The sequence below is a fragment of the Mycobacterium sp. H4Y genome (assembly GCF_000364405.1).
Lineage (GTDB): Bacteria > Actinomycetota > Actinomycetes > Mycobacteriales > Mycobacteriaceae > Mycobacterium > Mycobacterium intracellulare.
This window is the reverse complement of the sequence record NZ_AKIG01000001.1, coordinates 2,402,586-2,421,735: the sequence shown is the minus strand read 5'-3', so window position 1 is coordinate 2,421,735 and position 19,150 is coordinate 2,402,586. Positions and strand designations below refer to the sequence as shown.

The 19,150-nt window shown below is 65.4% G+C and carries 20 protein-coding genes, 1 tRNA gene and 1 pseudogene; 6 read left to right on the top strand and 16 right to left on the bottom strand.

Annotated features, from left to right (window positions below):
* Positions 1-113: 113 nt before the first annotated feature.
* Positions 114-426 (top strand): annotated as a pseudogene (usfY, locus tag W7U_RS10580) (protein UsfY).
* A gap of 26 nt (positions 427-452) precedes the next feature.
* On the opposite strand, the gene cydC reads toward usfY, so the two are convergent.
* The 6 genes from cydC to W7U_RS10550 form a co-directional block, all read right to left on the bottom strand.
* On the bottom strand, positions 453-2,126 hold the full coding sequence (gene cydC / locus W7U_RS10575) for a thiol reductant ABC exporter subunit CydC (RefSeq protein WP_051070684.1): 1,674 nt from the start codon (positions 2,124-2,126) through the stop codon (positions 453-455).
* Positions 2,113-3,726: a thiol reductant ABC exporter subunit CydD gene (gene cydD, locus W7U_RS10570; protein WP_044059241.1), complete on the bottom strand. Its 1,614-nt coding sequence runs from the start codon at positions 3,724-3,726 to the stop codon at positions 2,113-2,115. Before cydD ends, cydC begins: the two co-directional genes overlap by 14 nt.
* A gap of 62 nt (positions 3,727-3,788) precedes the next feature.
* Entirely contained in the window at positions 3,789-4,829 is a 1,041-nt protein-coding gene (gene cydB / locus W7U_RS10565; protein ID WP_008257723.1) for a cytochrome d ubiquinol oxidase subunit II, read from the bottom strand.
* 42 nt (positions 4,830-4,871) lie between these two features.
* Positions 4,872-6,344 (bottom strand): cytochrome ubiquinol oxidase subunit I, encoded by a 1,473-nt coding sequence (locus tag W7U_RS10560; RefSeq protein WP_008257715.1) that lies wholly within the window; start codon positions 6,342-6,344, stop codon positions 4,872-4,874.
* A gap of 86 nt (positions 6,345-6,430) precedes the next feature.
* A complete protein-coding gene (locus W7U_RS10555) occupies positions 6,431-7,018 on the bottom strand; it encodes an HdeD family acid-resistance protein (protein WP_085976449.1) in 588 nt (195 codons plus the stop codon).
* Between the two features lie 56 nt (positions 7,019-7,074).
* A complete protein-coding gene (locus tag W7U_RS10550) occupies positions 7,075-8,406 on the bottom strand; it encodes an adenylate/guanylate cyclase domain-containing protein (protein ID WP_008257712.1) in 1,332 nt (443 codons plus the stop codon).
* A 917-nt stretch (positions 8,407-9,323) separates the two neighbouring features.
* On the opposite strand from W7U_RS10550, the gene W7U_RS10545 reads away from it, so the two are divergent.
* From W7U_RS10545 to W7U_RS10535, 3 genes are all read left to right on the top strand, one after another.
* A complete protein-coding gene (locus W7U_RS10545; RefSeq protein ID WP_008257710.1) occupies positions 9,324-9,653 on the top strand; it encodes a hypothetical protein in 330 nt (109 codons plus the stop codon).
* A complete protein-coding gene (locus W7U_RS10540; protein ID WP_008257709.1) occupies positions 9,650-9,838 on the top strand; it encodes a hypothetical protein in 189 nt (62 codons plus the stop codon). The genes W7U_RS10545 and W7U_RS10540 overlap by 4 nt, the downstream gene beginning before the upstream one ends.
* Positions 9,839-10,510: 672 nt before the next feature.
* Complete coding sequence (locus W7U_RS10535) at positions 10,511-10,717, top strand: hypothetical protein (protein WP_008257708.1); 207 nt, start codon at positions 10,511-10,513, stop codon at positions 10,715-10,717.
* Positions 10,718-10,772: 55 nt separating this feature from the next.
* Here the strand turns inward: W7U_RS10535 and W7U_RS10530 are convergent, their stop codons facing one another.
* From W7U_RS10530 to W7U_RS10490, 9 genes are all read right to left on the bottom strand, one after another.
* Positions 10,773-11,273, bottom strand: a complete 501-nt coding sequence (locus tag W7U_RS10530) for a hypothetical protein (RefSeq protein WP_136244562.1) — start codon at positions 11,271-11,273, stop codon at positions 10,773-10,775.
* A gap of 1,272 nt (positions 11,274-12,545) precedes the next feature.
* Entirely contained in the window at positions 12,546-13,391 is an 846-nt protein-coding gene (locus W7U_RS10525; RefSeq protein WP_008257706.1) for a phage major capsid protein, read from the bottom strand.
* A 161-nt stretch (positions 13,392-13,552) separates the two neighbouring features.
* The gene (locus W7U_RS10520; RefSeq protein ID WP_008257705.1) at positions 13,553-14,065 is read right to left on the bottom strand and encodes a hypothetical protein; all 513 of its coding nucleotides are present in this window, start codon (positions 14,063-14,065) and stop codon (positions 13,553-13,555) included.
* Entirely contained in the window at positions 14,062-14,406 is a 345-nt protein-coding gene (locus tag W7U_RS10515) for a hypothetical protein (protein WP_008257704.1), read from the bottom strand. The genes W7U_RS10520 and W7U_RS10515 overlap by 4 nt, the downstream gene beginning before the upstream one ends.
* Positions 14,399-14,710: a hypothetical protein gene (locus tag W7U_RS10510; RefSeq protein ID WP_008257703.1), complete on the bottom strand. Its 312-nt coding sequence runs from the start codon at positions 14,708-14,710 to the stop codon at positions 14,399-14,401. The genes W7U_RS10515 and W7U_RS10510 overlap by 8 nt, the downstream gene beginning before the upstream one ends.
* A 33-nt stretch (positions 14,711-14,743) precedes the next feature.
* Positions 14,744-14,926 carry an HNH endonuclease gene (locus W7U_RS10505; protein ID WP_008257702.1) on the bottom strand — a complete coding sequence of 61 codons (183 nt, stop codon included), beginning with the start codon at positions 14,924-14,926 and terminating at the stop codon, positions 14,744-14,746.
* Positions 14,923-15,210, bottom strand: coding sequence for a hypothetical protein (locus W7U_RS10500; RefSeq protein ID WP_008257701.1), 288 nt, complete (start codon positions 15,208-15,210; stop codon positions 14,923-14,925). Before W7U_RS10500 ends, W7U_RS10505 begins: the two co-directional genes overlap by 4 nt.
* A 197-nt stretch (positions 15,211-15,407) precedes the next feature.
* On the bottom strand, positions 15,408-16,508 hold the full coding sequence (locus W7U_RS10495) for an AAA family ATPase (RefSeq protein WP_008257694.1): 1,101 nt from the start codon (positions 16,506-16,508) through the stop codon (positions 15,408-15,410).
* A gap of 314 nt (positions 16,509-16,822) precedes the next feature.
* Complete coding sequence (locus W7U_RS10490) at positions 16,823-17,041, bottom strand: hypothetical protein (RefSeq protein WP_008257692.1); 219 nt, start codon at positions 17,039-17,041, stop codon at positions 16,823-16,825.
* Positions 17,042-17,160: 119 nt separating this feature from the next.
* On the opposite strand from W7U_RS10490, the gene W7U_RS10485 reads away from it, so the two are divergent.
* Both W7U_RS10485 and W7U_RS10480 read left to right on the top strand, forming a co-directional pair.
* On the top strand, positions 17,161-17,874 hold the full coding sequence (locus tag W7U_RS10485; protein WP_136244561.1) for a helix-turn-helix domain-containing protein: 714 nt from the start codon (positions 17,161-17,163) through the stop codon (positions 17,872-17,874).
* Positions 17,861-18,982 (top strand): tyrosine-type recombinase/integrase, encoded by a 1,122-nt coding sequence (locus W7U_RS10480; RefSeq protein ID WP_036428965.1) that lies wholly within the window; start codon positions 17,861-17,863, stop codon positions 18,980-18,982. Before W7U_RS10485 ends, W7U_RS10480 begins: the two co-directional genes overlap by 14 nt.
* A gap of 48 nt (positions 18,983-19,030) precedes the next feature.
* Here the strand turns inward: W7U_RS10480 and W7U_RS10475 are convergent.
* Positions 19,031-19,104 (bottom strand) — tRNA-Leu (locus W7U_RS10475).
* Positions 19,105-19,150 lie beyond the last annotated feature (46 nt).

Below are 19,150 nucleotides of genomic sequence, written 5' to 3'. Positions count from 1 at the left end.
TGGCAGCGGCCGTCCAGTTACCCGACAGCACATTCTCACCCTTCGTCGCTACCGTTGAAGAGGTAGGCACCCCCCGGATACCGCGGTGGACACACGGGGAAAGGCACTTTGTCATGGGTGACACGTTTCGCGACCCCATCGACCATGCGAGGACGACCAGGCCGCATGCGGGTGAGTCGCTGATCGACGTGATGAGCTGGCCGGGCTACCTGTTCATGCTGGTGGGCGTGATCGCCGTCTTTCGGTGCCTCGTCGCCCTCGGCACCGGCCACGAGACCCGCAGCCTGATCGGCGGCGCGATCGCGATCGCGGCGATCACGGTCGGGTTTGGTGTGGCTCAAGGTCGAACGCGGGCGGGTCCGCAAGCTCGAGAACCGCTGGTATGACGAGCACCCGGACGCCCATCGGCAGCGCCCGGCCAGCTGACCGCTGCCCGTCGGACACGCGGTAGTTCAGGCTCTGTGATCGACGCGCAGCTCGTCGCAGCCAATTCCCTTGGGCAGGTGGTGAGTGGCCACCACCACGGTGCGCTCGCGGGACAGCAGCCGGGAATCCTGGGCCAACAGGTCGCGCAGGACCTGGTCGGCGTCGGTGACGTCGAGGTGTTCGGTGGGTTCGTCGAGCAGCACGATCCGCGCGGGCGATAGGACCGCCCTGGCCAGCAACAGCCGCCGGCGCTGGCCCGCCGAAAGGGATTGCGCGCCACCGATCAACACCGTGGCCAAGCCCTCGGGCAAGCCGGCGAGCCACCCGCCCAGCCCGACGGCGCCCAGGGCCGCGGTGAGTTCGTCGTCGCGGCAGTCGCCGCGGGCGACCAGCAGGTTGTCCCGGATCGTGGTGGCGAAAATGTGCGCGTCCTCCGCGAAAAAGCCGATGGCGCAGCGCAAATCGGCTTCGTCGAACCGAGTCACGGCGACGCCGTCGAGCAGCACCTGCCCTTCGCGCGGCGGCAGCAACCCGGCGAGCGTCATCAGCAGCGTCGTCTTCCCCGAGCCGCTGGCGCCGGTCACCGCCAACCGCGCGCCCGGGGGCAGGTCCAGCGCGACGCGGATCGAGCCTGCCGCGCTGTGACCCGAACGCACGTCCGCGGACAACCGGCAGGTGCCGACCGGCCTCGGTGTCGTCTGCGTGGCGTCGACGGTCTCGCGCGGGCCCTCGGCCGCCAACTCGAGCAACCGCCGCGCGGCGATCCGCGACCGGGTCAGCTGCACGGCCGCCGCCGGCAGCGGCGTCATCGCCTCGAACGCGGACAGCGGCAGCAACATCAGCACGGCGAGCGTGGTGGGCGCGACCGCGGATGCCAACCCGATCCCGGCCACCACCGCACCCAGCACGCTGGCCCCGACGGCCGCCGTGGGCATCGCCTCGGCAATGGCGGCCGGTTTGGCCGCGGTGTCCAGGGCGTCACCCCAGGCGCGGTGCCGGCGTTGCGATTCGGCGATGACGCCGGGGAGCAGGCCGGCGACGCGAAGCTCGGGCGCGTGTTCGAGCGCGACGAGCGCCGAGGTGTCGCGCTCGGAATGCTGCTGCCGCGCGATCTCCTCCTGGGTCGCGGCGGCCCGCCCGGCGAGGCGAGGGGCGACGAAACCGGCGATGAGCAGGCAGATGGCGAGCACGACGGCCGCCGCCGGCGAAATGGCGGCGACGACCGCGGTGGCCGCGAGCGCCAGCACCGCCGCGACGCCGATCGGAACCAGGGCGCGCACCAAGACGTTGGCCAGCTCGTCGACGTCGGCCCCCACCCGGGACACCAGCTCACCGCTGTGCAGCCGGACGGCGGCCGCCGCGGGCCCACGCGCCAGCCGCTGATAGACCTGCACCCGGGCGGTGCCGGCGGCGCGCAGGGCCGTGTCGTGGGTGACCAGGCGCTCGCAGTAATGCAGCACGGCCCGCGAGATCGCGAACAGGCGCACCGCGACCGCGGCGACCGAGAGGTCGAGCACGGGCGGCATCTGCCAGGCGCGGGTGATCAGCCACGCCGCAACACCGGCCAGCGCCAGCGCGCTGCCCAGCGAGAGCACCCCGAGCGTGATCGCGGCCAGCACGCGCGGCAACCGGGGCCGCAGCAGCACCGCGGCGGCAAGTAGGGGTTCAGGGCGAGTCGACGCAGAATCAGACCGGGGCATAGTGCACCCCACGGTCGGCGATCACCTCGACGACCCGATCGCCGATGGCCAGCACCGGCTCGCGGTGCCCGACCACGATCACGGTCGCACCGGCGCGCGCCCGCGCCGCGATGGCCCGCAAGACCCGTTCCTCGGTGCGCGCGTCCAGGTGCGCGGTCGGCTCGTCGAGCAACAGCACGTCGGCCGTCGATCCGAGGGCCCGCGCGAGACCCAGCCGTTGCCGCTGTCCCAAAGAAAGCCCGACGCCGCCGCGCCCCAGCACGGTGTCGCCCCCTTCGGGAAGTTCGGCCAACACGGCGTCGAATCCGGATACCGCACAGGCGGTTTCGCGGTCCTCGAGCTCTCCGAGCAGCGCCAGGTTGTCATCGACGGTGCCGGGAACGAGCACCGGGCGTTGGGGCAGCCAGGACAGCTGAGCCCACCACCGGGCCGGCTCGAGATCCGCGACATCGACCCCGGCGACGGTGACCCGGCCCGACGAGGCCTCGGTGATGCCGGCGATCGCCTGCAGCGTGGTGCTTTTCCCGGCACCGTTGCGCCCGGTCAGCACGGTCACGGCGCCGGGCTCGATCACCGCGTCCAGATCCCACGGTGCCCGACCGTCGCGGCCGGCGACGGTGAGACGTTCGAGGCGGATCGGCGCGCCGCGCGCGGTCACCGCCCGGGTGCGGCCCTTGGCCGGGGCGTGCTCGCCGATGAGGGCGAACGCCGCATCGGCCGCGGCCCTTCCGTCTTGAGCGGCATGGAACTCCACGCCGATGCGGCGCAGCGGCCAGTACACGTCCGGCGCCAGCAACAGCACCGTCAAACCCGTGGTGAGGGTCATCTCGCCGAACACCAGGCGGAGCCCGATTCCGACGGCGATCAGCGCCACCCCCAGGGTGGCCAGCAATTCCAGCACCAGAGCCGACAGGAAGGCGATCCGCAGCGTCGCCATGGCCGAACGCCGGTGCGCGGCAGCGAGTTCGGCGATGCGCTGTTCGGGGCCCGCGCCGCGTCCCAACGCCCGCAGGGTGGGGATCCCGGCGATCAGGTCCAGCAGCCGCGCCTGCAGGGTGGTCATCGCGGCCAGGGCGGCCGCCGAGCGGTCCCGGGTCGCCAGCCCGATCAGCACCATGAAGACCGGTATCAGCGGCAGCGTGATCGCCACGATCGCCGTCGATTTCAGGTCGTAGGCCGCGATCACGGCGACGGTGGCCGGCGTCAGGATCGCGGCGAGCAGCAACGTCGGCAGGTATCCGGTGAGGTAGGGCCGCAGGCCGTCGAGTCCGCGGGTGACCACCACCGCGGCGGCGTCGCGTTGCGCCGCGAGCTCGCCGGGCTGCCTGGCGGTCACCGCATCGAGCACCCGGCCGGACAGGTCCGCGATGACGGCGCTGGCCCCCCGCTGCCCCAACCGGCCCTGAAACCAATGCGCTATCGCGCGAATCACCCACAGCGCCAACAGGAGTGACAGCGGACCCCACCAGGCGTGCAGGCCGCGCGCGGGGGGATCGGCGACGACGCGTGCGACGATGCGCGCCAACACGATCGCCGAGCCGATCGCGCAGCCGGAGATCAAAACCCCGCAACCCACCGCGGCGACCAGATAGCGGCGCAGCGCCGCCGATGCCCGCCACAGTCTCGGGTCCAGTGGCGCCCGGCTCGCGCGGTCGTTACCGCTCAGGACGGGCGCCTTGCCAGACCGATGGGTGCGGGTATCCGCTCGGCCGAGATCCGTTGCCGGAACACCCAGTACGTCCATGCCTGGTACACCACCGTCAACGGCGCCATGAAGGCGGTCACCCACGTCATGACCTTGAGCGTGTAGTGCGTCGACGACGCGTTGTAGATGGTGAGACTCCACTGCCTGTTCAAGGTCGAGGGCACCAGGTTCGGATACAGCGAGCCGAACAACAGGATCACCACGGCCGCCACGACCAGCGCGACGCACGTGAACGCCCAGCCGTCGGAGGCCCGCCGCCACACCAGCAGCACCGCGGCCAGTTGCGCGACCACCGCGGCGGCCAGCACCGCCCAGGTCCAGTCTTTGCCGTACGCCAGTTGCGTCCAAAGTCCAAAGCCCGCAACCAGTCCGGTCACCGGAAGCGAGAGCCACACGGCGAACCGGTGGGCGTCCTCACGGATGGCGCCGGACGTCTTCAACGCGACGAACACCGCTCCGTACAGCAAGAACAGACCGGCGGTCGCCAAGCCGCCCAACACCGTATAGGGGTTCAGCACGTCGGCGACCGACAGGTGAATGTGGCCCGCGGCGTCCACCGGAAGCCCGCGGACCAGGACGGCGAACGCGACACCCCACAAGACTGCCGGCAGCCACGAACCGGCGGCGATGCCGAAATCCGCCCAGCCGCGCCACTTTGTGTCGTCGATCTTGCCGCGCCACTCGATCGCCACGGCACGCACGATCATGCCGAACAGGATCGCCAGCAACGGCAGGTACAGCGTCGAGAACACGGTGGCGTACCACCCGGGAAAGGCGGCGAACATCGCCGCGCCGCCGACGATCAGCCACACCTCGTTGCCATCCCAGACCGGGCCGATGGTGTTGAGCGCCGTGCGCCGCAACGGTTCGGCTTCACCGATGCCCACGCGCGCGAACGGCTCCATCAACATGCCCACGCCGAAGTCGAAGCCCTCGAGGATGAAGAACCCCAGGAACAGCATCCCGATGATGCCGAACCACACTTCTTGCAGTCCCACTGCGATCAGCTCCTTTCGGCGTCGATAAGCCCCATCACGCCCTTAGTAGGCGAACGACAGGGGCGCCACCTCGTCAGCGTCGGGCGCCTGCGGGGGAGCGGGTTCCGCGTCGTGTTCCAGCGGCCCTTCGACGGTGTAGCGCTTGAGCAGAAAGAACCACACGACCGCCAGCACCGCGTAGACGACGGTGAAGGTCACCAGCGACGTGATGACCATGCCCGGCACGTGGTTCGACACGCCTTCGCGGACGGTCATCCGGACCAGCGGGTCACCGGTCGGGTTCGGCGCCACCACCCATGGCTGCCGACCCATCTCGGTGAACACCCAACCCGAGATGTTGGCCAGAAACGGCGTGGGGATGGTGAGCAGCGCGAACCAGGAAACCCAGCGGCCCTTGGGGGTTCGCCCGGCGCGGGTCAACCACAGCACGGCCAGGGCGAACGCCACGGGGAACACCAGGAACCCGATCATCAATCGGAACGACCAGTAGGTGACGAACAGGTTCGGCCGGTAGTCGTCGGGTCCGAAGCGGTGCTGGTACTGCTGCTGCAGCTCGTTCACTCCCTGCAGCGTCACGCCGCTGAGCTTGCCCTCGGCCAGGAACGGCAGCACGTAGTGCACCTTGATCACTTCCGTGACGCTGCCGCAGTTGTTGTGGGTGCCGATGGTCAGCACCGAGAAGTCGGGGTCGGTTTGTGTGCGGCACAACGCTTCTGCCGACGCCATCTTCATCGGCTGCTGAACGAACATCAGCTTGCCCTGGCGATCGCCGGTGAAGAACAGGCCGACCGCGGCGAGCAGCACTACGCCGCAGCCCAGGATTGCCGCGGGGCGAAACATGGTGCGGGCCTCGGTTTCCGCTGTGGGGGCGGTGGATTCGGTCCTGCGTGAGCGCACCATCCACCACGTGCTGACGGCGGCGACGAAGGTGCCGGCGGTCAGCAGCGCTCCCGCCACGGTGTGTGAAAACGCCGCTTGCGCAGTGTTATTGGACAGCAGGGCGAAAATGCTGTCCAGCTCGGCGCGCCGTGTCGCCGGGTTGTAGTGCGCGCCGACCGGGTGCTGCATGAACGAGTTCGCCGCGATGATGAAGAACGCCGAGGCGTTGACACCGATCGCGACGATCCAGATGCAGGCCAGGTGGAGCAGCTTCGGCAGCCGGCTCCAGCCGAAGATCCACAAGCCGATGAACGTGGATTCGAAGAAGAAGGCGAACAGCCCTTCCATCGCCAGCGGTGCACCGAAGATGTCGCCGACGAACCGCGAGTACTCGCTCCAGTTCATCCCGAACTGAAATTCCTGGACGATGCCGGTCGCCACACCGATGGCGAAGTTGATCAAAAACAGCTTGCCGAAGAACTTGGTCAGCCGGTACCACGCGGTGTTCCCGGTAGCCACCCACACCGTCTGCATGATGGCGATCAGTGGGGCCAAACCGATCGTGAGCGGCACAAAGATGAAGTGGTAGACGGTAACAATACCGAACTGCCACCGCGAAATATCGACGACATTCATCTGTCATCTCCCGACTGCGGAGGCCCGATCAACGGCTACGACAGAGTGTAGTAGATGGGTCGGCGCCTGCGCCACCGGCGCCCGCGTCAGCTGCCGAGGGAGTTGGACGCCTTGCGGATGCCGAAGGCCGAAATGACCTCGAAGATCCCGATGACCACGAACCACGCGCCGACCACGATCGCCAGGGTGACAATCGATTCGAACGGCGACGCCACGACCACGATGCCGGCGAGGAGGCTGAGCACGCCGAGGAAGATGTTCCAGCCCCGGCCCGGCAGGTGCGGGTCGCTGACGGCCGAAATCGTCGTGGCGACACCACGGAAGATGAAGCCGATGCCAATCCAGATGGCCAGCAGCAGAATTGCGTAGCCCTGACCGAAGTGGCGGAACGCGAGCAACGCCAGAATCAGCGACGCGGCCCCGCTGATGAACAACAGAACTCGGCTCCCCGCCGAGACGTGCAGTGAGAACGCGAACACGACCTGCGCGATACCGGTGATGAGCAGGTACACGCCGAAGGCGACGGCGGCCACCAGGATGGAAATTCCCGGCCACGCCAATACCAGGACACCGAGGACGATCGACAGAATTCCCGACAGCAGAGCGGATTTCCACAGATGCGGCAGCAAGCTTGGAACGGGGTGGGTTCCAGGAGAGCCAGGGGAGATAGTCATGGCCGCAGTCTGACACAAACGCGGGCCCTGGTACAGGGACCGTACAGGGGCTTTGATCAGACGTGGACGGTGTGTGGTCGCCCGGTGAGCAGGTCGGCGGGCTCTTCGTCCGCCTTACGGCCGATGAGGTACCAGGTGCGCATAACGCCCTTGCCCTTGACTTCGATGCGGCCGCGCTCCTGCAGGACGAACTCGTTCTTGAGTCGCTCGTACATCGCCTCGGGCACCTGGATTCGGCCCACCGAATCGGTGGATTCCATCCGCGACGCGACATTGACCGCGTCGCCCCAGACGTCATAGAAGAAGCGGCGCGAGCCAACGACGCCCGCGACCACGGGCCCGCAGGCCATGCCCATCCGCAGCGCGACCGGATCGCCGTGCGGATCCTTCAGTGCGGCAGCGACATTGGCCATGTCGAGCGCGAAATCGGCAAGAGCGAAGGCGTGATCCGGCCGAGCCCGCGGGACCCCGCTGACCACCATGTAGGAGTCGCCGCTGACCTTGATCTTCTCGAGGCCGTGTTTGTCGACCAGTTCGTCGAAGGCGCCGTACAGCCGGTTCAAGAACCGCACCAGGTCGGCCGGGGTGGTGGTGCTGGCGCGTTCGGTGAACCCGACGATGTCGGCGAACAGGACGGAGACCTCGTCGTACTTGTCGGCGATGACGCTGCGCGACGAGCTCTTGAGACGCTCGGCGATGCTGCCCGGCAACATGTTGGCCAGCAGCGCTTCCGAGCGCTCGTACTCGGCCTCCATCACCGCCTCGGCGCGCTGCGTGTCGCGCAGCGCGAACCACACCGCCACGAACACCATCACGCAGGCCGAGACGATGGTGACCACGAAGGTCATGGATTGCGCCCACGCCGGCTGTAATCCGGTATCGCGGGGGACCAGGAACTCCAGGGCGATCACCAGCCCGGCCCCGACCGCCGTCAGGCCGGCCGCCAGCACGGTGTGTTCGATGCCCAGCAACAGCACCACCAGGCACGCCCCGACCAAAAAGAAGAACTGCGCGCCCGTACCCGTGCCGGCGTCCCAGGTGCTGACGAAGACCGTGACGTAGGCGGCGCCGATGAAGGTGAGCGGCGCGATGAGGTCACCGAAACGGTGCAGCCACGGCACCGCGGCGAAGATCATCGCGGCGAGGGCGTTGAGCGAGATGATCTGCCACGTCCAGACTCCGGTGATCAACTGCAAAGCGACGAAGTCGACGCAGACCAGCACGGCCAGCCACGCGGCGATCGCGAGCACCCGGTATTGGCGCGCGGCGCTGTCGGCGTAGTGCTGGTTGCGTGCGCGCGACTGGGCCCGCGCCGCGGCTACACAGTCCGGGCGCTTCGACGAGCCGTCTGGCCATCGCGGTGGGCCACCACAATCCTTGGCCGCCACGCAGCAAGCCTAACCGCTGAGCAGGGTATTTGTCGGCTGTCTAATGAATATCACCGTTTTCGCCCCCGTAAGTTTCCGGATCTGATAACCATCTAGTTATCGGGTTTTTGTCGGGTTTACGAGTCATTTGGTTCGGTTATTCAACACGTGTTGGACGCTCTGCGTGACGCGTGTTCGCCTCGACTAAGGGGTGCCTGATGGCGGTTCTCAGAAGAATCGTTCTTGCGTCGCTCATTGCCCTTACCGCCATGCTGATGGACGGCTGCAGCGTCGCCTGTAGTGATCCGAGTTGGCTGCTACGGGTGGCCGGCGATTCCATCGGCAATTACACCGCGGGGCCGGAGGTTTCGGCATCCGGCCAGGTGTGTGTCACGCGATCATTCGGCGACTGACGGTTCCGAGCCCGCCCGGGGTTCCCGCGGATCGCCGGGACCGCTAGCGGGGCCGACGGTGGACGTCACCGATTCGATTCGGGATCGTCGCCACCGAAATCGCGATCGGCCGCGTCCTGCCCGCGCCGAATTATGAATTCAAGTGATCTTTTGCGCGCCATATTCTTGCCTGCAATACGAAGAGCTATAAATGCGCAGAGTTTATAAATGCGGCCGAATTCATACCATTGGAAGGTATTGGACTCGATATGGAAACTTGTGAACCGGTTGCGTCGGCCGGAACCGCTACTTCGGTACCGAAGAAAGCCGGCCGAGCCGATGGCGCCACCGACCGCGGTCGCTGGTGCCCTCGGTGAGATTCGAACTCTATTTCGGGCACCGGTCAGCGCCCTGATGTCGTATCTACCTGGTAAAAGACATCACTGTAGTTCACGAGAGTTATCTGTAACTGTGGGCAAAGTGTGGGCACGGCGTGGGCAAGATGTACCTCCAAACCAAACCAACACCTCAAAGGAGACGTCCGAAATGACAAGCACCACCACAACCATCCCCAACGTTCCGATTCCGGCCGGCGCGGCCAGCGTCGGTGACTGGGACGGCGGCGGCCGACTGTTCTACGGTTCCGTCTCGGCAACCATCGACAAGCTAGGAGGATGGCTGCCCGAGGATGTGCGCGTCTGCACGGGCGGTTTCCAAACTGAAGACGGCGCTTACGCGTGGGAGGTTGTCGCTGGCCCGGTGCACCCGGACTACCCGCTGACCGCCGCCCAAGCGCGGCAGATCGGCGAGGCACTCATCGCCGCGGCCGACGAACTCGCGCAGCTGGGCGTCCTCCCGGACGGGTGCGTTCGATGAGCGTCGCGATACCGGTCGAAGAAGCCGAATTGCGTGAGCGTATTCGGTTGGCCGGCGAGGCGATACCGGATTGGACGTGGACAGTAGAGGAACTGCGTCCGTTTGCCGCGCTGCTGGAATCGATTGTTGCCGCGCGCCGACAGGACGAGCTCGGCAACGTTGTCTATCTCGCCGGTCGACGCTAGGGCCTGGAAGGCGCGAATCGGTGCCCTGAAAGTGGACAGATCAGGGCACCGGTGCGGGCCCGCTAGGGATTGCCCCAAACCGGCGATGGCCGTCGGTAACCGGCCGTATCGTCAACGGTGAGAGAAGGAAACCAAGATGAGTCGACACACCTGCACACGCTGCGGCTACGAGGTCGGCTGCTCGCACCGGAATTGGGTAGATCGGCACCCGGCCGCCGCTGTGACCGCCGGCCTATTCACGTTGGTATGGACGTCGATGATGTTGTCGGTGTATCCGGCCGCGGCGCTGGCGATGATCGCGGTCGCCGCTGTCGGTGGGGCGGCGTATAAGGCGTCTCGGGATCGTCGGCGCCGCGAAGCACTTGTGGCCCGCGCCGATTACGAGTACCGGGCACTGACCGCCGCGCCGATACAACCTGTACGGCCGCTGGCTGTGCGCCAAACGCACTCGCTGCCATGGCGACTCGTACACCTATTGCGGACCGAGCCGCTTCGCGCTCAGCGGAGCTGATTCACCCCCCCCGGGCAGTCAAGGAGAAATGATGTATCGCAACATTGCCACCAGAATCGTCGTCGCCGCGATCCTCGGCCTAACCGCTGCCACAACCAGCGGCTGCGCGCCGGTAACGACAACGTGTGGAACGTACGGCACCTTCTGCTAACAGTGCCGATATGGACATCATGCGGACCAGCAATTTCAGTGCCCCTGACCCCCGACACCCGTTCGACGCACCAAGACCCGATGATGACTTGCCGATCTCGGCTCAGGCTTGGGATGCAGCCAAGGACACAGGCGGCGACGCGCGGTTCCTGTTACCGATTCTTTTCGAAGCCATCAAGGTACTTGAGGCTGAGCTCACCGCGTCCCGCATGAAGTAAATCGCTCAGATGGGGCGGGGTCTGATCTAACCCATCCACGAGACCGGGCTAGACGCTAGGTCAGTTCCGCACCAACCTTCGCGAGCACGCTCTTAATCAACGCGATGGCTGCATCCCTTGCCCGGTGGTCGCCCGAAAATGTGCCGTCGACGCGGACCGGGGCACCGCCATCCCGCCAGTTCAACGTCGCGTCAAGGCGAACGTCGAGGTCGCTGACCACAATCCGGTCCCGCTGGACGTCCACTCGCAGATCGACGCGAGATATCTCAGAGATGGGGCGCACCCACCCTTCGGTTGTCGGCGGCCCAGAGTAGTCGGGGTCAATGTTCATCACGTTGAGGACGCCGTAAACGGAGCCTGCGGTCCAATGAATCGCATACAACACGTCTTCGCCCAACTCGTGAACGAACAGAGCGTCAGGGCTCCGGCCGCTGGTGGCTGCGGCGACAGCATGCGGGATTACGCCCTGCTGGGCCTGGGTCAGTGGTCCGCGGTCGAAGCTTGTCTGATTGGCGATGATCCGGTGAAGGTCGGGTATCAGTCTGTCAGCATTCACAGCCAGGAACCGTAGACGAGCTATCCACACGAGGAGTCCGATTCGGAGCAAATTGGGGCCCATCCACATACACGGGGGCAACTCCGTATAGTTGCCGCAGCCGCTCGCCCAGCTGGGGATCTGACGAGCCGGCCAGCACGCACAGCTCCACGATCCGAGCGTTTGCCGCTCGCAACTCATCATCACCGATCCGGATCGACCCCGCGGGAGGCACGAAGGGCACCGCATCCGTGAGCTCGACGCCACCGATGATGTACGCAGGCAGCGATTGCGGCGGCCGAGACAAGCCCGCGGCTGCGAGATTGAACCGGACCACCCGCCGGTGCCGCCGCGCCCGCTCACGAGCGTCCTCGAACGTTCTCTCGGCATAGACCCCACAGTCGCAATCGTCTGCGGGCGGGCAGTGATCGGGGTTCGTTGAGCACGTTGCGGTCATCTGCGCGGTAGGCCACGCGGGCCCGTGATCGTACGGCGAAAGCAACAAGTCGGTCCCCGGCCGCACAAGCCAGAACCGCCAGCCGATCATCCGCCGCTCTCCCTCCGATAAGCCTGCAGTCGGCACGCATCCGAGCACCACTTCCGGCGCCCCGCCAGCGGGGTGAGGCAATTCCGGCACACCCGCGAACCCGTACGGGTTGACGGCGAGACCGTACGGGTTCGTGCGGGTTCGGGCGCCGACCGTACGGGTTCCGTACGGGTTCGTACGGGTAAATCAGCCCGCAGAGACACCCCCGAACCATCAGCACCGAGCCTCTGAACTGTGGAAATACCTGATTCCGGCATCCCACCCCCAAAACTCTGGGATGCGTACAGACCCAAATGATCAGACCGACCCGGCGAGTGGGGATTGGTGGGCGGGAGGCTCCCACCCATGGGTTCGACGTCATCTGTCCCGCTGACCTGTGGTGATGCGGGGCCAGTTGGTTCGTTGGCGTCGTGGTCGTGTGATTCGTCGGTGTGGTCTTGGTTGGCCGGGCCGGCGTCGCGCAGCTCGTCGCTCTCGCGTAAAGGAGCGGTCGTGGCGGCGGCTTGCGCCTTCGATGCGGTTCGGTCGGCGGTTGACGCGTTGTCGACCCGGCCAAGATTGAGTGGTTCGGCGACGGAGAGCACGAACCGTTGTTTGAGCCATTGCATTGCAAGGTGTTTGGGTACGCCGTGGACTACGCCGCCGCGTTGTTGGCCGTCGTGGTACACCAGTGTGCCGGGCGCGACGACGACGGCGCACGGCTGAGTGTCCAACCGTGGCCGTCGTCGCCTACGCACTGTCACGGGCTAGGCGGCGCTGGTGTTGATCTTGACGATTGCCAGCGGCGCCGGGAAGCCGTAGCCGACGCGCACGATTGCCCGCACTGCGACACGATCGCTGGTGAAGTAGACGCTGGCGTCGCTGGTGACTTCGGCGGCCTGGCGGATCACCATGTACGTCAACGCCTTCGGGATGCCCCACACCACGTCGTCGGTGGTGGTGACGTACGGCGATGTGAGCAGCGGGATACCGAGGATCTGGCGTTGGCCGGGTCGGGTGGCGTCGGGCTGCAGCAATGGCGTGTTGTAGTCGGTGGCCGTTTTGAGCTTGGCGAGTTTCATCGCGGTCGCCGGGTTTGTAACCCATGCGCTGATGACGCCGTTGTGCTGTGCGCTGGTGTAGACAGCGTCGCTGAATGCGTCGACGTTGGCGAACGCGTCGCCGGCGTCGATGGCGGATACTCCGCTGACGCCGGGGATGCCGCCGGGGCCGTTGGTTGTGGTCGCGGTGAACAGCGCCTGGTCGGCCTTGCGAGTGAGGTCGCGGACGATGCCTTGTCCGATTGCTTCGACCGCAGCAGGGTTTGAGTCCTGGGCCAGCTCGCGGGTGATGATGCTCAGGGCAGTGAGCTTCGACGGGGTGACGTTGAGTTCGTCAACGGTCGCGTCGGATGCGGTTAACTCGGCGCCTTCGGCGGTCCATCCAGCGGAGGGGTCTGCCGTGACGATGGGAATGCGATATTCGTGGCGGTCCGTGCTCACGCTGGTGAGAACCTGCCCCGCGACGGATTGCTGGATAAGCGGCTGGATGACCAGGTCGCCTACCTGTTCGGGCGCGATTATCGGCCCGAAAGCGGATGTGGTGGAAGCCATTTCATACTCCAAATGGTGAGTGCGCTTGTAGCGCAAACGGATTAGGGGGAATCATCCGCGTCTCACCGGGAGAACTGCGGCGGGGCCGCTGGCCCTGCGTACTGTCCTCGGCCCGGTCCCGCCGGATTTCCGAGGCAGTACAGGGGATTCTACCGCAATTGTCAGCGGGGGTTGATGATGTCGCCCCAGCTCGGCCCGCCGGAACCTGGGGGTGCGTGCCCGGCGCTGACCTGTCCCCAATTCGGGGAGCGTGACGGCTCGGTCTGTTTGGCGAGGCGGGGCCGTTGGTCGACGATGGCGCCGGCTGCGGCGCGGAGTTCAGCGTCGTTGAGTGTGCCGTCGTCGCTGTAGAACAGTGCGGGGTCGGCCTGCCCCACATCCCAGATATCAGTGGGTACGTCGAGCAGATCCGCAACGGCCGCTTCGCATTCGCTGCGTTGGTATCCGGCGAGGCGTTCGGCCAGGCCGTCGCGTTCGGCTTCGACCTCGCGCAGTCGTTTGCGGTAGCGGGCTGCCTCTGTGTTGGGGCCGTGATCCTCATCGGCGTCGCTATCGTCGCCGCTGGCGGCCGTGACGTCGGTGGTAGCGGCATCATCGACAGGCTGATCGGTTGCGTCCTGGTCGGTTTGGTCGTCAGCGTCTGGCTGTACGGTCGCGGTGTCGGTTTCCGTCATGATTGGTTCTCCTGTTCGGTGGGTGTTTCGAGTGCGGGCCACGAGCGGTGGCGCAGCGTCTCCGTCCGGTAGCTCACGCGAGTCTGTAGCGGGTAACCGTCGTCGCCTTCGGCGGGCAGGGTGTAGCCCAGATGCTCGAGGAGCTGTTTTTCGGCGTCGGTGGCGTCCCGGTCCGCATACCATGCGCCCAGCTTGGAATCCCAGTTCTGGGCGTGTGGCGCACAGTAGAAGTCGTGGTGCTGGGTTGAATCTTCTTGGCGCTGAAGGTCGTCGGGCAGATACTCGAATACCAGCCATCCGCGCCAAGGGTCGACGACTTGTGGTCCGATAGTGTCAGGCATTTGCTTCCTCCTTCACCATCACGTAGATATCGTCGATGACTTCGAGTCGTGCGTTGTGATCCTTTCTCGCCCAATACCACAGGGCGGCGACCATTTCGTTTTTGCCGGTGTGAGATGCCGCTTCTCCGCGCCGCCGGCGTCCGGCTTTGAGCCATTCGGCCGGTAGGTGGGTGGTGCCGTTGGCCTGACGGTGGGCGGTGATTTCATCTACCGGTACGCCGAGCAACAAGCTCAGGCCGGTCGCGGAAATCATCGGCTCGCCATCGACGATGACAGCTATCTCGGTCGCGGTGTTATCGGTCATCGGTCGGTTATCTCCTTTGTTGATGTTGGGGGCTCATTGGATGTGTCGCCATCGAGTGCGGCGAACAATGCCGCCGATAAGGCTGTGCTGCACCCCGTACTGGCGGGCCAGCTCGCGGTGAGTGAAGCGGCCCGTGGCGTACTTTTTGCGGATTGCGACCACAGCGGTCGCGGTGAGTTTCGCGTTGGCGTGATCTTCGCCGACCACGCTGATCACTGCGGGTTCCTGTCCCGTTGGGTCGCGGTGTCGTAGGCGTTGACGGCTTCGCGGAGCCGGTCGATGTCGGCGCGGTCGAAGTCGTATGGCCCGCATTCGAGGTGCATTCCGGCGGCTTGGTCAACGACCAACCGAAGCGGCAGGGACACCCAGCCGTCGGCCTCTTCGAGATATGGCTCGACGTGGCCGAAGCTGTCGACGATGCAACGCCCCAAGCCGGTGTTCCCGTGCTCGCGGGGTGCGTCGAGGACGTCGTAGTTGGGCTCAGTCGTGAAATCGGTCATTGGCGTTCCTTTCGGTTGCGGTAGGCAGGACAGGTGTCGTCGTGGCGGACCTCGATGTGCCATATGCCCAGCCAGTCCTGTACGGGCTGAGGCGTTTCGCTGAGGCAGTCGGGGCAGCGGTAGGCGGCTGCGAACGCCTGGACCTTGGGCGGCGCTTGGTGGTTACGGCGACTGCGGCGTTGTGCGCGGTTCACGATTCAGCTCCGGCCGCCGGCCATGTAGCACTCCATGCAAGCGCCGCAGTCGCACGGAGAACCTGTGTCCGAAGTGTCCGTTGTGTCCGAAAGGCCGTTATTCGGACATTCGGACACTTCGGACAGGGTTGTGTAGAGGCCGCGTCCGACGCGCTTGACTGTGTCGTTTTCTGCAAGTCTTCGCAGGTAGCGGCCGGCGGTGTCGTTGTCGATGCCCAGCTTTTCGGACACCTCAGACGGTGACACCGGTGTCGGGCTCGCTGCGACAACGGAGGCGATCTCCACGCTTCTGTCCGAACGAGTGTCCGAAAGGCGACGCCGTTCGGCTGTTTCGGAGGCGGCAGCAAGGTTTGCCCCGTCGAGCTCCCAGATGCCGTTGGTGATCCGCAATGCGTATTCGGCTTCGGCGACGTCGCGGCCAGTGACCGCCAACAGTGCCTCGTCGCTGTGGCGTTTACGCGACAAGACGAGGACAAAGTCTGCGGAGCCTGCGACGCCGGCACTGCCTGAGACGGAGTCGACGAAATCGGCGCTTTCCTGCTTCCTGGTGTGGTGCACGATGAGAAGCGTTGCGCCTGGAACCGTGTCGATCACGTTCTTCAGCTGGCTGCCGATCGCGTAATCCCATGCATACATGTCGGTGCCAGGCGGCCGCGGTGGTCGGGCTTTCCCCAGCGTGTCGATGATGATGAGCGGTTTTTCGTCGCGGTGTCGTTGCAGGAACTCGGAGATCATCGGAATGACCTCAGCTGGTTTTGCTTTCGTGATGAAGTGGATGCCGCGCGGTAGCGGCTGATCGCACATGAGGCGCCGGGACCGAGATTGGAGGCGGCGCTGTCCGTCCTCTAATGCCAGGTACAGTACGGGCCGCGGCTCGACGGTGATGTGGCCGAGGGCTGTACCTCCTGTGGCGCAGGCCAATCCGATCCCGCATACCATCCAGCTTTTGCCGGCCTTGGGCGGTGACACGAGCAATCCGAAGCCCTCGGGGATGATGCCCGGGATGGCGTACTCAAGGGGTGGGAAGCGTTGGGCGTCAAGCCACTCGCCGTTGAACATGGCGGCCAGGACGTCAACGTCATTGTTTCCGTCCGCGTTGCTCATGCGACCACTCCGCCGCAAGCGTCGTGCAACAGTTCGGCAATTTCGCGGTCACGCCCGCCACGGCGCCAGAGCGAACGCCGAACTTCCAGCGGTAACAAAGGAATCTGACCGGCGCTGAGAACGTGCTCGGCGGCATCGCGCCAGCCATCGAGCGCGGCCGTCGACAGTGGCGGGTTGGTACACAGGCAACTGATCGGATCGGAATGCCGACCTTGGGGGCATCCGCAGTCCAACGGGACCAGCCGCTGCGATGTGGCACGGCGGCGCTGACGCTGTCGGACGCTGGCGCGGCACGGTCCGTCTCGGTTGGTCATTTACGCCGCACCTCGCGGGTCATCGGTGCGCTGGCAGGTGTTGGCTTCCAGGTATGCCCTGATGTCTGACCAGCGGTAGAGGACCTTGCGGCTGCCCACGCGTGTGAATCGTGGCCCGGTGCCGCGGTAGCGCATCTGCGCGAGTCCGGCGACTGTGGTGCCCAGCGCGTCTGCGACTTGGGCGGGCGTCGCAGTGTCGATATCAGTCGGTATGCCCATGGTGCTGCGATCCCCTTCTCGGATTCTCATGCGTCGCGCTTTCGCGTGACTTGTGGCTTGATAATCACACGGTGGTAGTTACTTGTCAAGACATCCGATTCCGCGTTATGGTGCGTGACATGAGCGAGTCGCTGGCGTGGGTAGTCGGTGCGAACTGCCGCCGCATCCGAACTCGCATCGGCGTCACTCAGGAGGATCTGGCCCGATATGCGAAATCCCTTGGCCTGAAATGGACCGCTAGCAAGGTCGGGGACTTCGAGGCAGGCCGCTACGCGCCGACCTTCGCCACAGTGCTCGTCGTCCTCCTGGCGTTGAATCTCATCGCCTCCGACTCAGGCGAAGGCGATGAGACGGACGCTTCGGGCTTCACGCTGGCCGACCTTTTCGGCGGCAACGGGCTCGTAGCCCTTACGGACCGCTTGGATGTGCCGGGAGAACACCTGGCCGATGTCTGCCGCGGCAAGAACTTCACGGAGATCGGTCAGCGGAAAACGTACGGGTTTACGCGCCTACGCAATCAAGGGCCGCTTCGCCATGACGAAATACGCGCTGCGGCAGAGGGTCTAGTCAAGTTGGCGAAAGACATGCAGCCGGTTGTGGACGGCGTCGCCGATGTCTTGCAGCGTTCGGGACTGACTGAGCGTCGGTTGGCGAAGCAACTCGATATGAGCGATCAGGATCTCGCAGCGCATTCGTTCGGTCTGTGGCAAAGCACTTTTAGCGATGAGCGAGACAAGCGCGCTGGCCCCGATGCCAATCGGCAGAAGAAGGGGCGCATCACACGGGAGCTCCGCGTGGAGCTTGAGAGAGAGCTGGCCGATGGCAACGATTAGTAAGTACCAAACAGCAAGCGGTGCAACACTTTACCGCGTCCGCTACCGTACCCCTGACCGCGGCCAGACTGACAAGCGCGGCTTCAAGACCAAGCGCGATGCAGAAGCATTCGCGAACAGCGTCGAAGTCACGAAAGCCAAGGGCGAATACGTCGCGCCGTCGCTGGGGCGAGTCACGATAGGGGAGTTGGGCCTCGCGTGGCTTGCTCGTAAAGAAGGGCATATGAAGCCCAGCGGCTACCGATCCTACGAAAGCGCGTGGCGTGTGCACGTTGAGCCGCGCTGGCGAGTGGCCAAAGTGGCTGACATTCGCTACACCAACGTGCAGGCATGGATTAGCGAGCTGTCAAAGACGAAGAAGCTGAGCGCGTCTCGGGTCATCACCGTCTACTCAGTGTTCGCAGGCATCCTCGATGACGCTGTACATGATCGGATGCTCGCGGCCAATCCCGCGCGCGGGATCACACTGCCTCGGAGGACCAAGCGTCGGAACGTGTACCTCACGGCCGACCAGCTGCGCCGCCTCTCCATAGAGTCGGGGCGCTACGGGTCTCTGGTGCTGCTACTGGGAACCGCCGGCTTGCGCTGGGGCGAGGCCGCGGCGCTGCGGGTGCGCGACGTCAACTTTCTACGCCGCCAGGTGGTGCTGCATGAGAACGCGGTGGCTGTCGGCGGCCGTACACACGTGGGCACGCTCAAAACCGGACTCAGCCGGTCGGTGGCGCTGCCAGGGTTTGTGGTCGACGAGCTCGCAGCCACCTGCGCGGGTAAGGATCGCGATGAGTTGATCTGGCCGGCGGCCGATGGCGGCCATCTGGCGCCCCCGACAAACAAGTCGTGGCTTTCCGGCGCAGTCGAGCGTTGCCAGAAAGTCGACAAGACATTTCCGAGAATCACAGCGCATGCGCTGAGGCACACTGCGGCGTCCCTGGCGGTCTCGTCAGGCGCGAATGTCAAGGTCGTGCAACGGATGCTGGGCCACGCCTCGGCCGCGATGACCCTCGACGTTTACGCGGATTTGTTCGACGACGACTTCACTGCAGTTGCCGACAAGTTATCTGAAACTGTGGGCAAAATGTGGGCACGAGGGGGTGATGCGGCGATCTAGCAAACATGAAAACGCCGTCTAACAGCCACGTTATGTGTCAAGTTACAGTGCCCTCGGTGAGATTCGAACTCACACTGGACGGGTTTTGAATCCGTTTCCTCTGCCAGTTGGGATACGAGGGCGTGCCGGCCTCTTACCTTAGAGGCAGCCTCCCACCATAGAGGATTT

Excerpts from the sequence above, each read along its gene's own strand:
- cydC (WP_051070684.1), bottom strand. The coding sequence starts at position 2,126 with ATGCCCCGGTCTGATTCTGCGTCGACTCGCCCTGAACCCCTACTTGCC.
- W7U_RS10560 (WP_008257715.1), bottom strand. The coding sequence starts at position 6,344 with ATGAATGTCGTCGATATTTCGCGGTGGCAGTTCGGTATTGTTACCGTC.
- W7U_RS10555 (WP_085976449.1), bottom strand. The coding sequence starts at position 7,018 with ATGACTATCTCCCCTGGCTCTCCTGGAACCCACCCCGTTCCAAGCTTG.
- W7U_RS10545 (WP_008257710.1), top strand. The coding sequence starts at position 9,324 with ATGACAAGCACCACCACAACCATCCCCAACGTTCCGATTCCGGCCGGC.
- W7U_RS10540 (WP_008257709.1), top strand. The coding sequence starts at position 9,650 with ATGAGCGTCGCGATACCGGTCGAAGAAGCCGAATTGCGTGAGCGTATT.
- W7U_RS10535 (WP_008257708.1), top strand. The coding sequence starts at position 10,511 with ATGGACATCATGCGGACCAGCAATTTCAGTGCCCCTGACCCCCGACAC.
- W7U_RS10525 (WP_008257706.1), bottom strand. The coding sequence starts at position 13,391 with ATGGCTTCCACCACATCCGCTTTCGGGCCGATAATCGCGCCCGAACAG.
- W7U_RS10520 (WP_008257705.1), bottom strand. The coding sequence starts at position 14,065 with ATGACGGAAACCGACACCGCGACCGTACAGCCAGACGCTGACGACCAA.
- W7U_RS10515 (WP_008257704.1), bottom strand. The coding sequence starts at position 14,406 with ATGCCTGACACTATCGGACCACAAGTCGTCGACCCTTGGCGCGGATGG.
- W7U_RS10510 (WP_008257703.1), bottom strand. The coding sequence starts at position 14,710 with ATGACCGATAACACCGCGACCGAGATAGCTGTCATCGTCGATGGCGAG.
- W7U_RS10500 (WP_008257701.1), bottom strand. The coding sequence starts at position 15,210 with ATGACCGATTTCACGACTGAGCCCAACTACGACGTCCTCGACGCACCC.
- W7U_RS10495 (WP_008257694.1), bottom strand. The coding sequence starts at position 16,508 with ATGAGCAACGCGGACGGAAACAATGACGTTGACGTCCTGGCCGCCATG.
- W7U_RS10490 (WP_008257692.1), bottom strand. The coding sequence starts at position 17,041 with ATGGGCATACCGACTGATATCGACACTGCGACGCCCGCCCAAGTCGCA.
- W7U_RS10485 (WP_136244561.1), top strand. The coding sequence starts at position 17,161 with ATGAGCGAGTCGCTGGCGTGGGTAGTCGGTGCGAACTGCCGCCGCATC.
- W7U_RS10480 (WP_036428965.1), top strand. The coding sequence starts at position 17,861 with ATGGCAACGATTAGTAAGTACCAAACAGCAAGCGGTGCAACACTTTAC.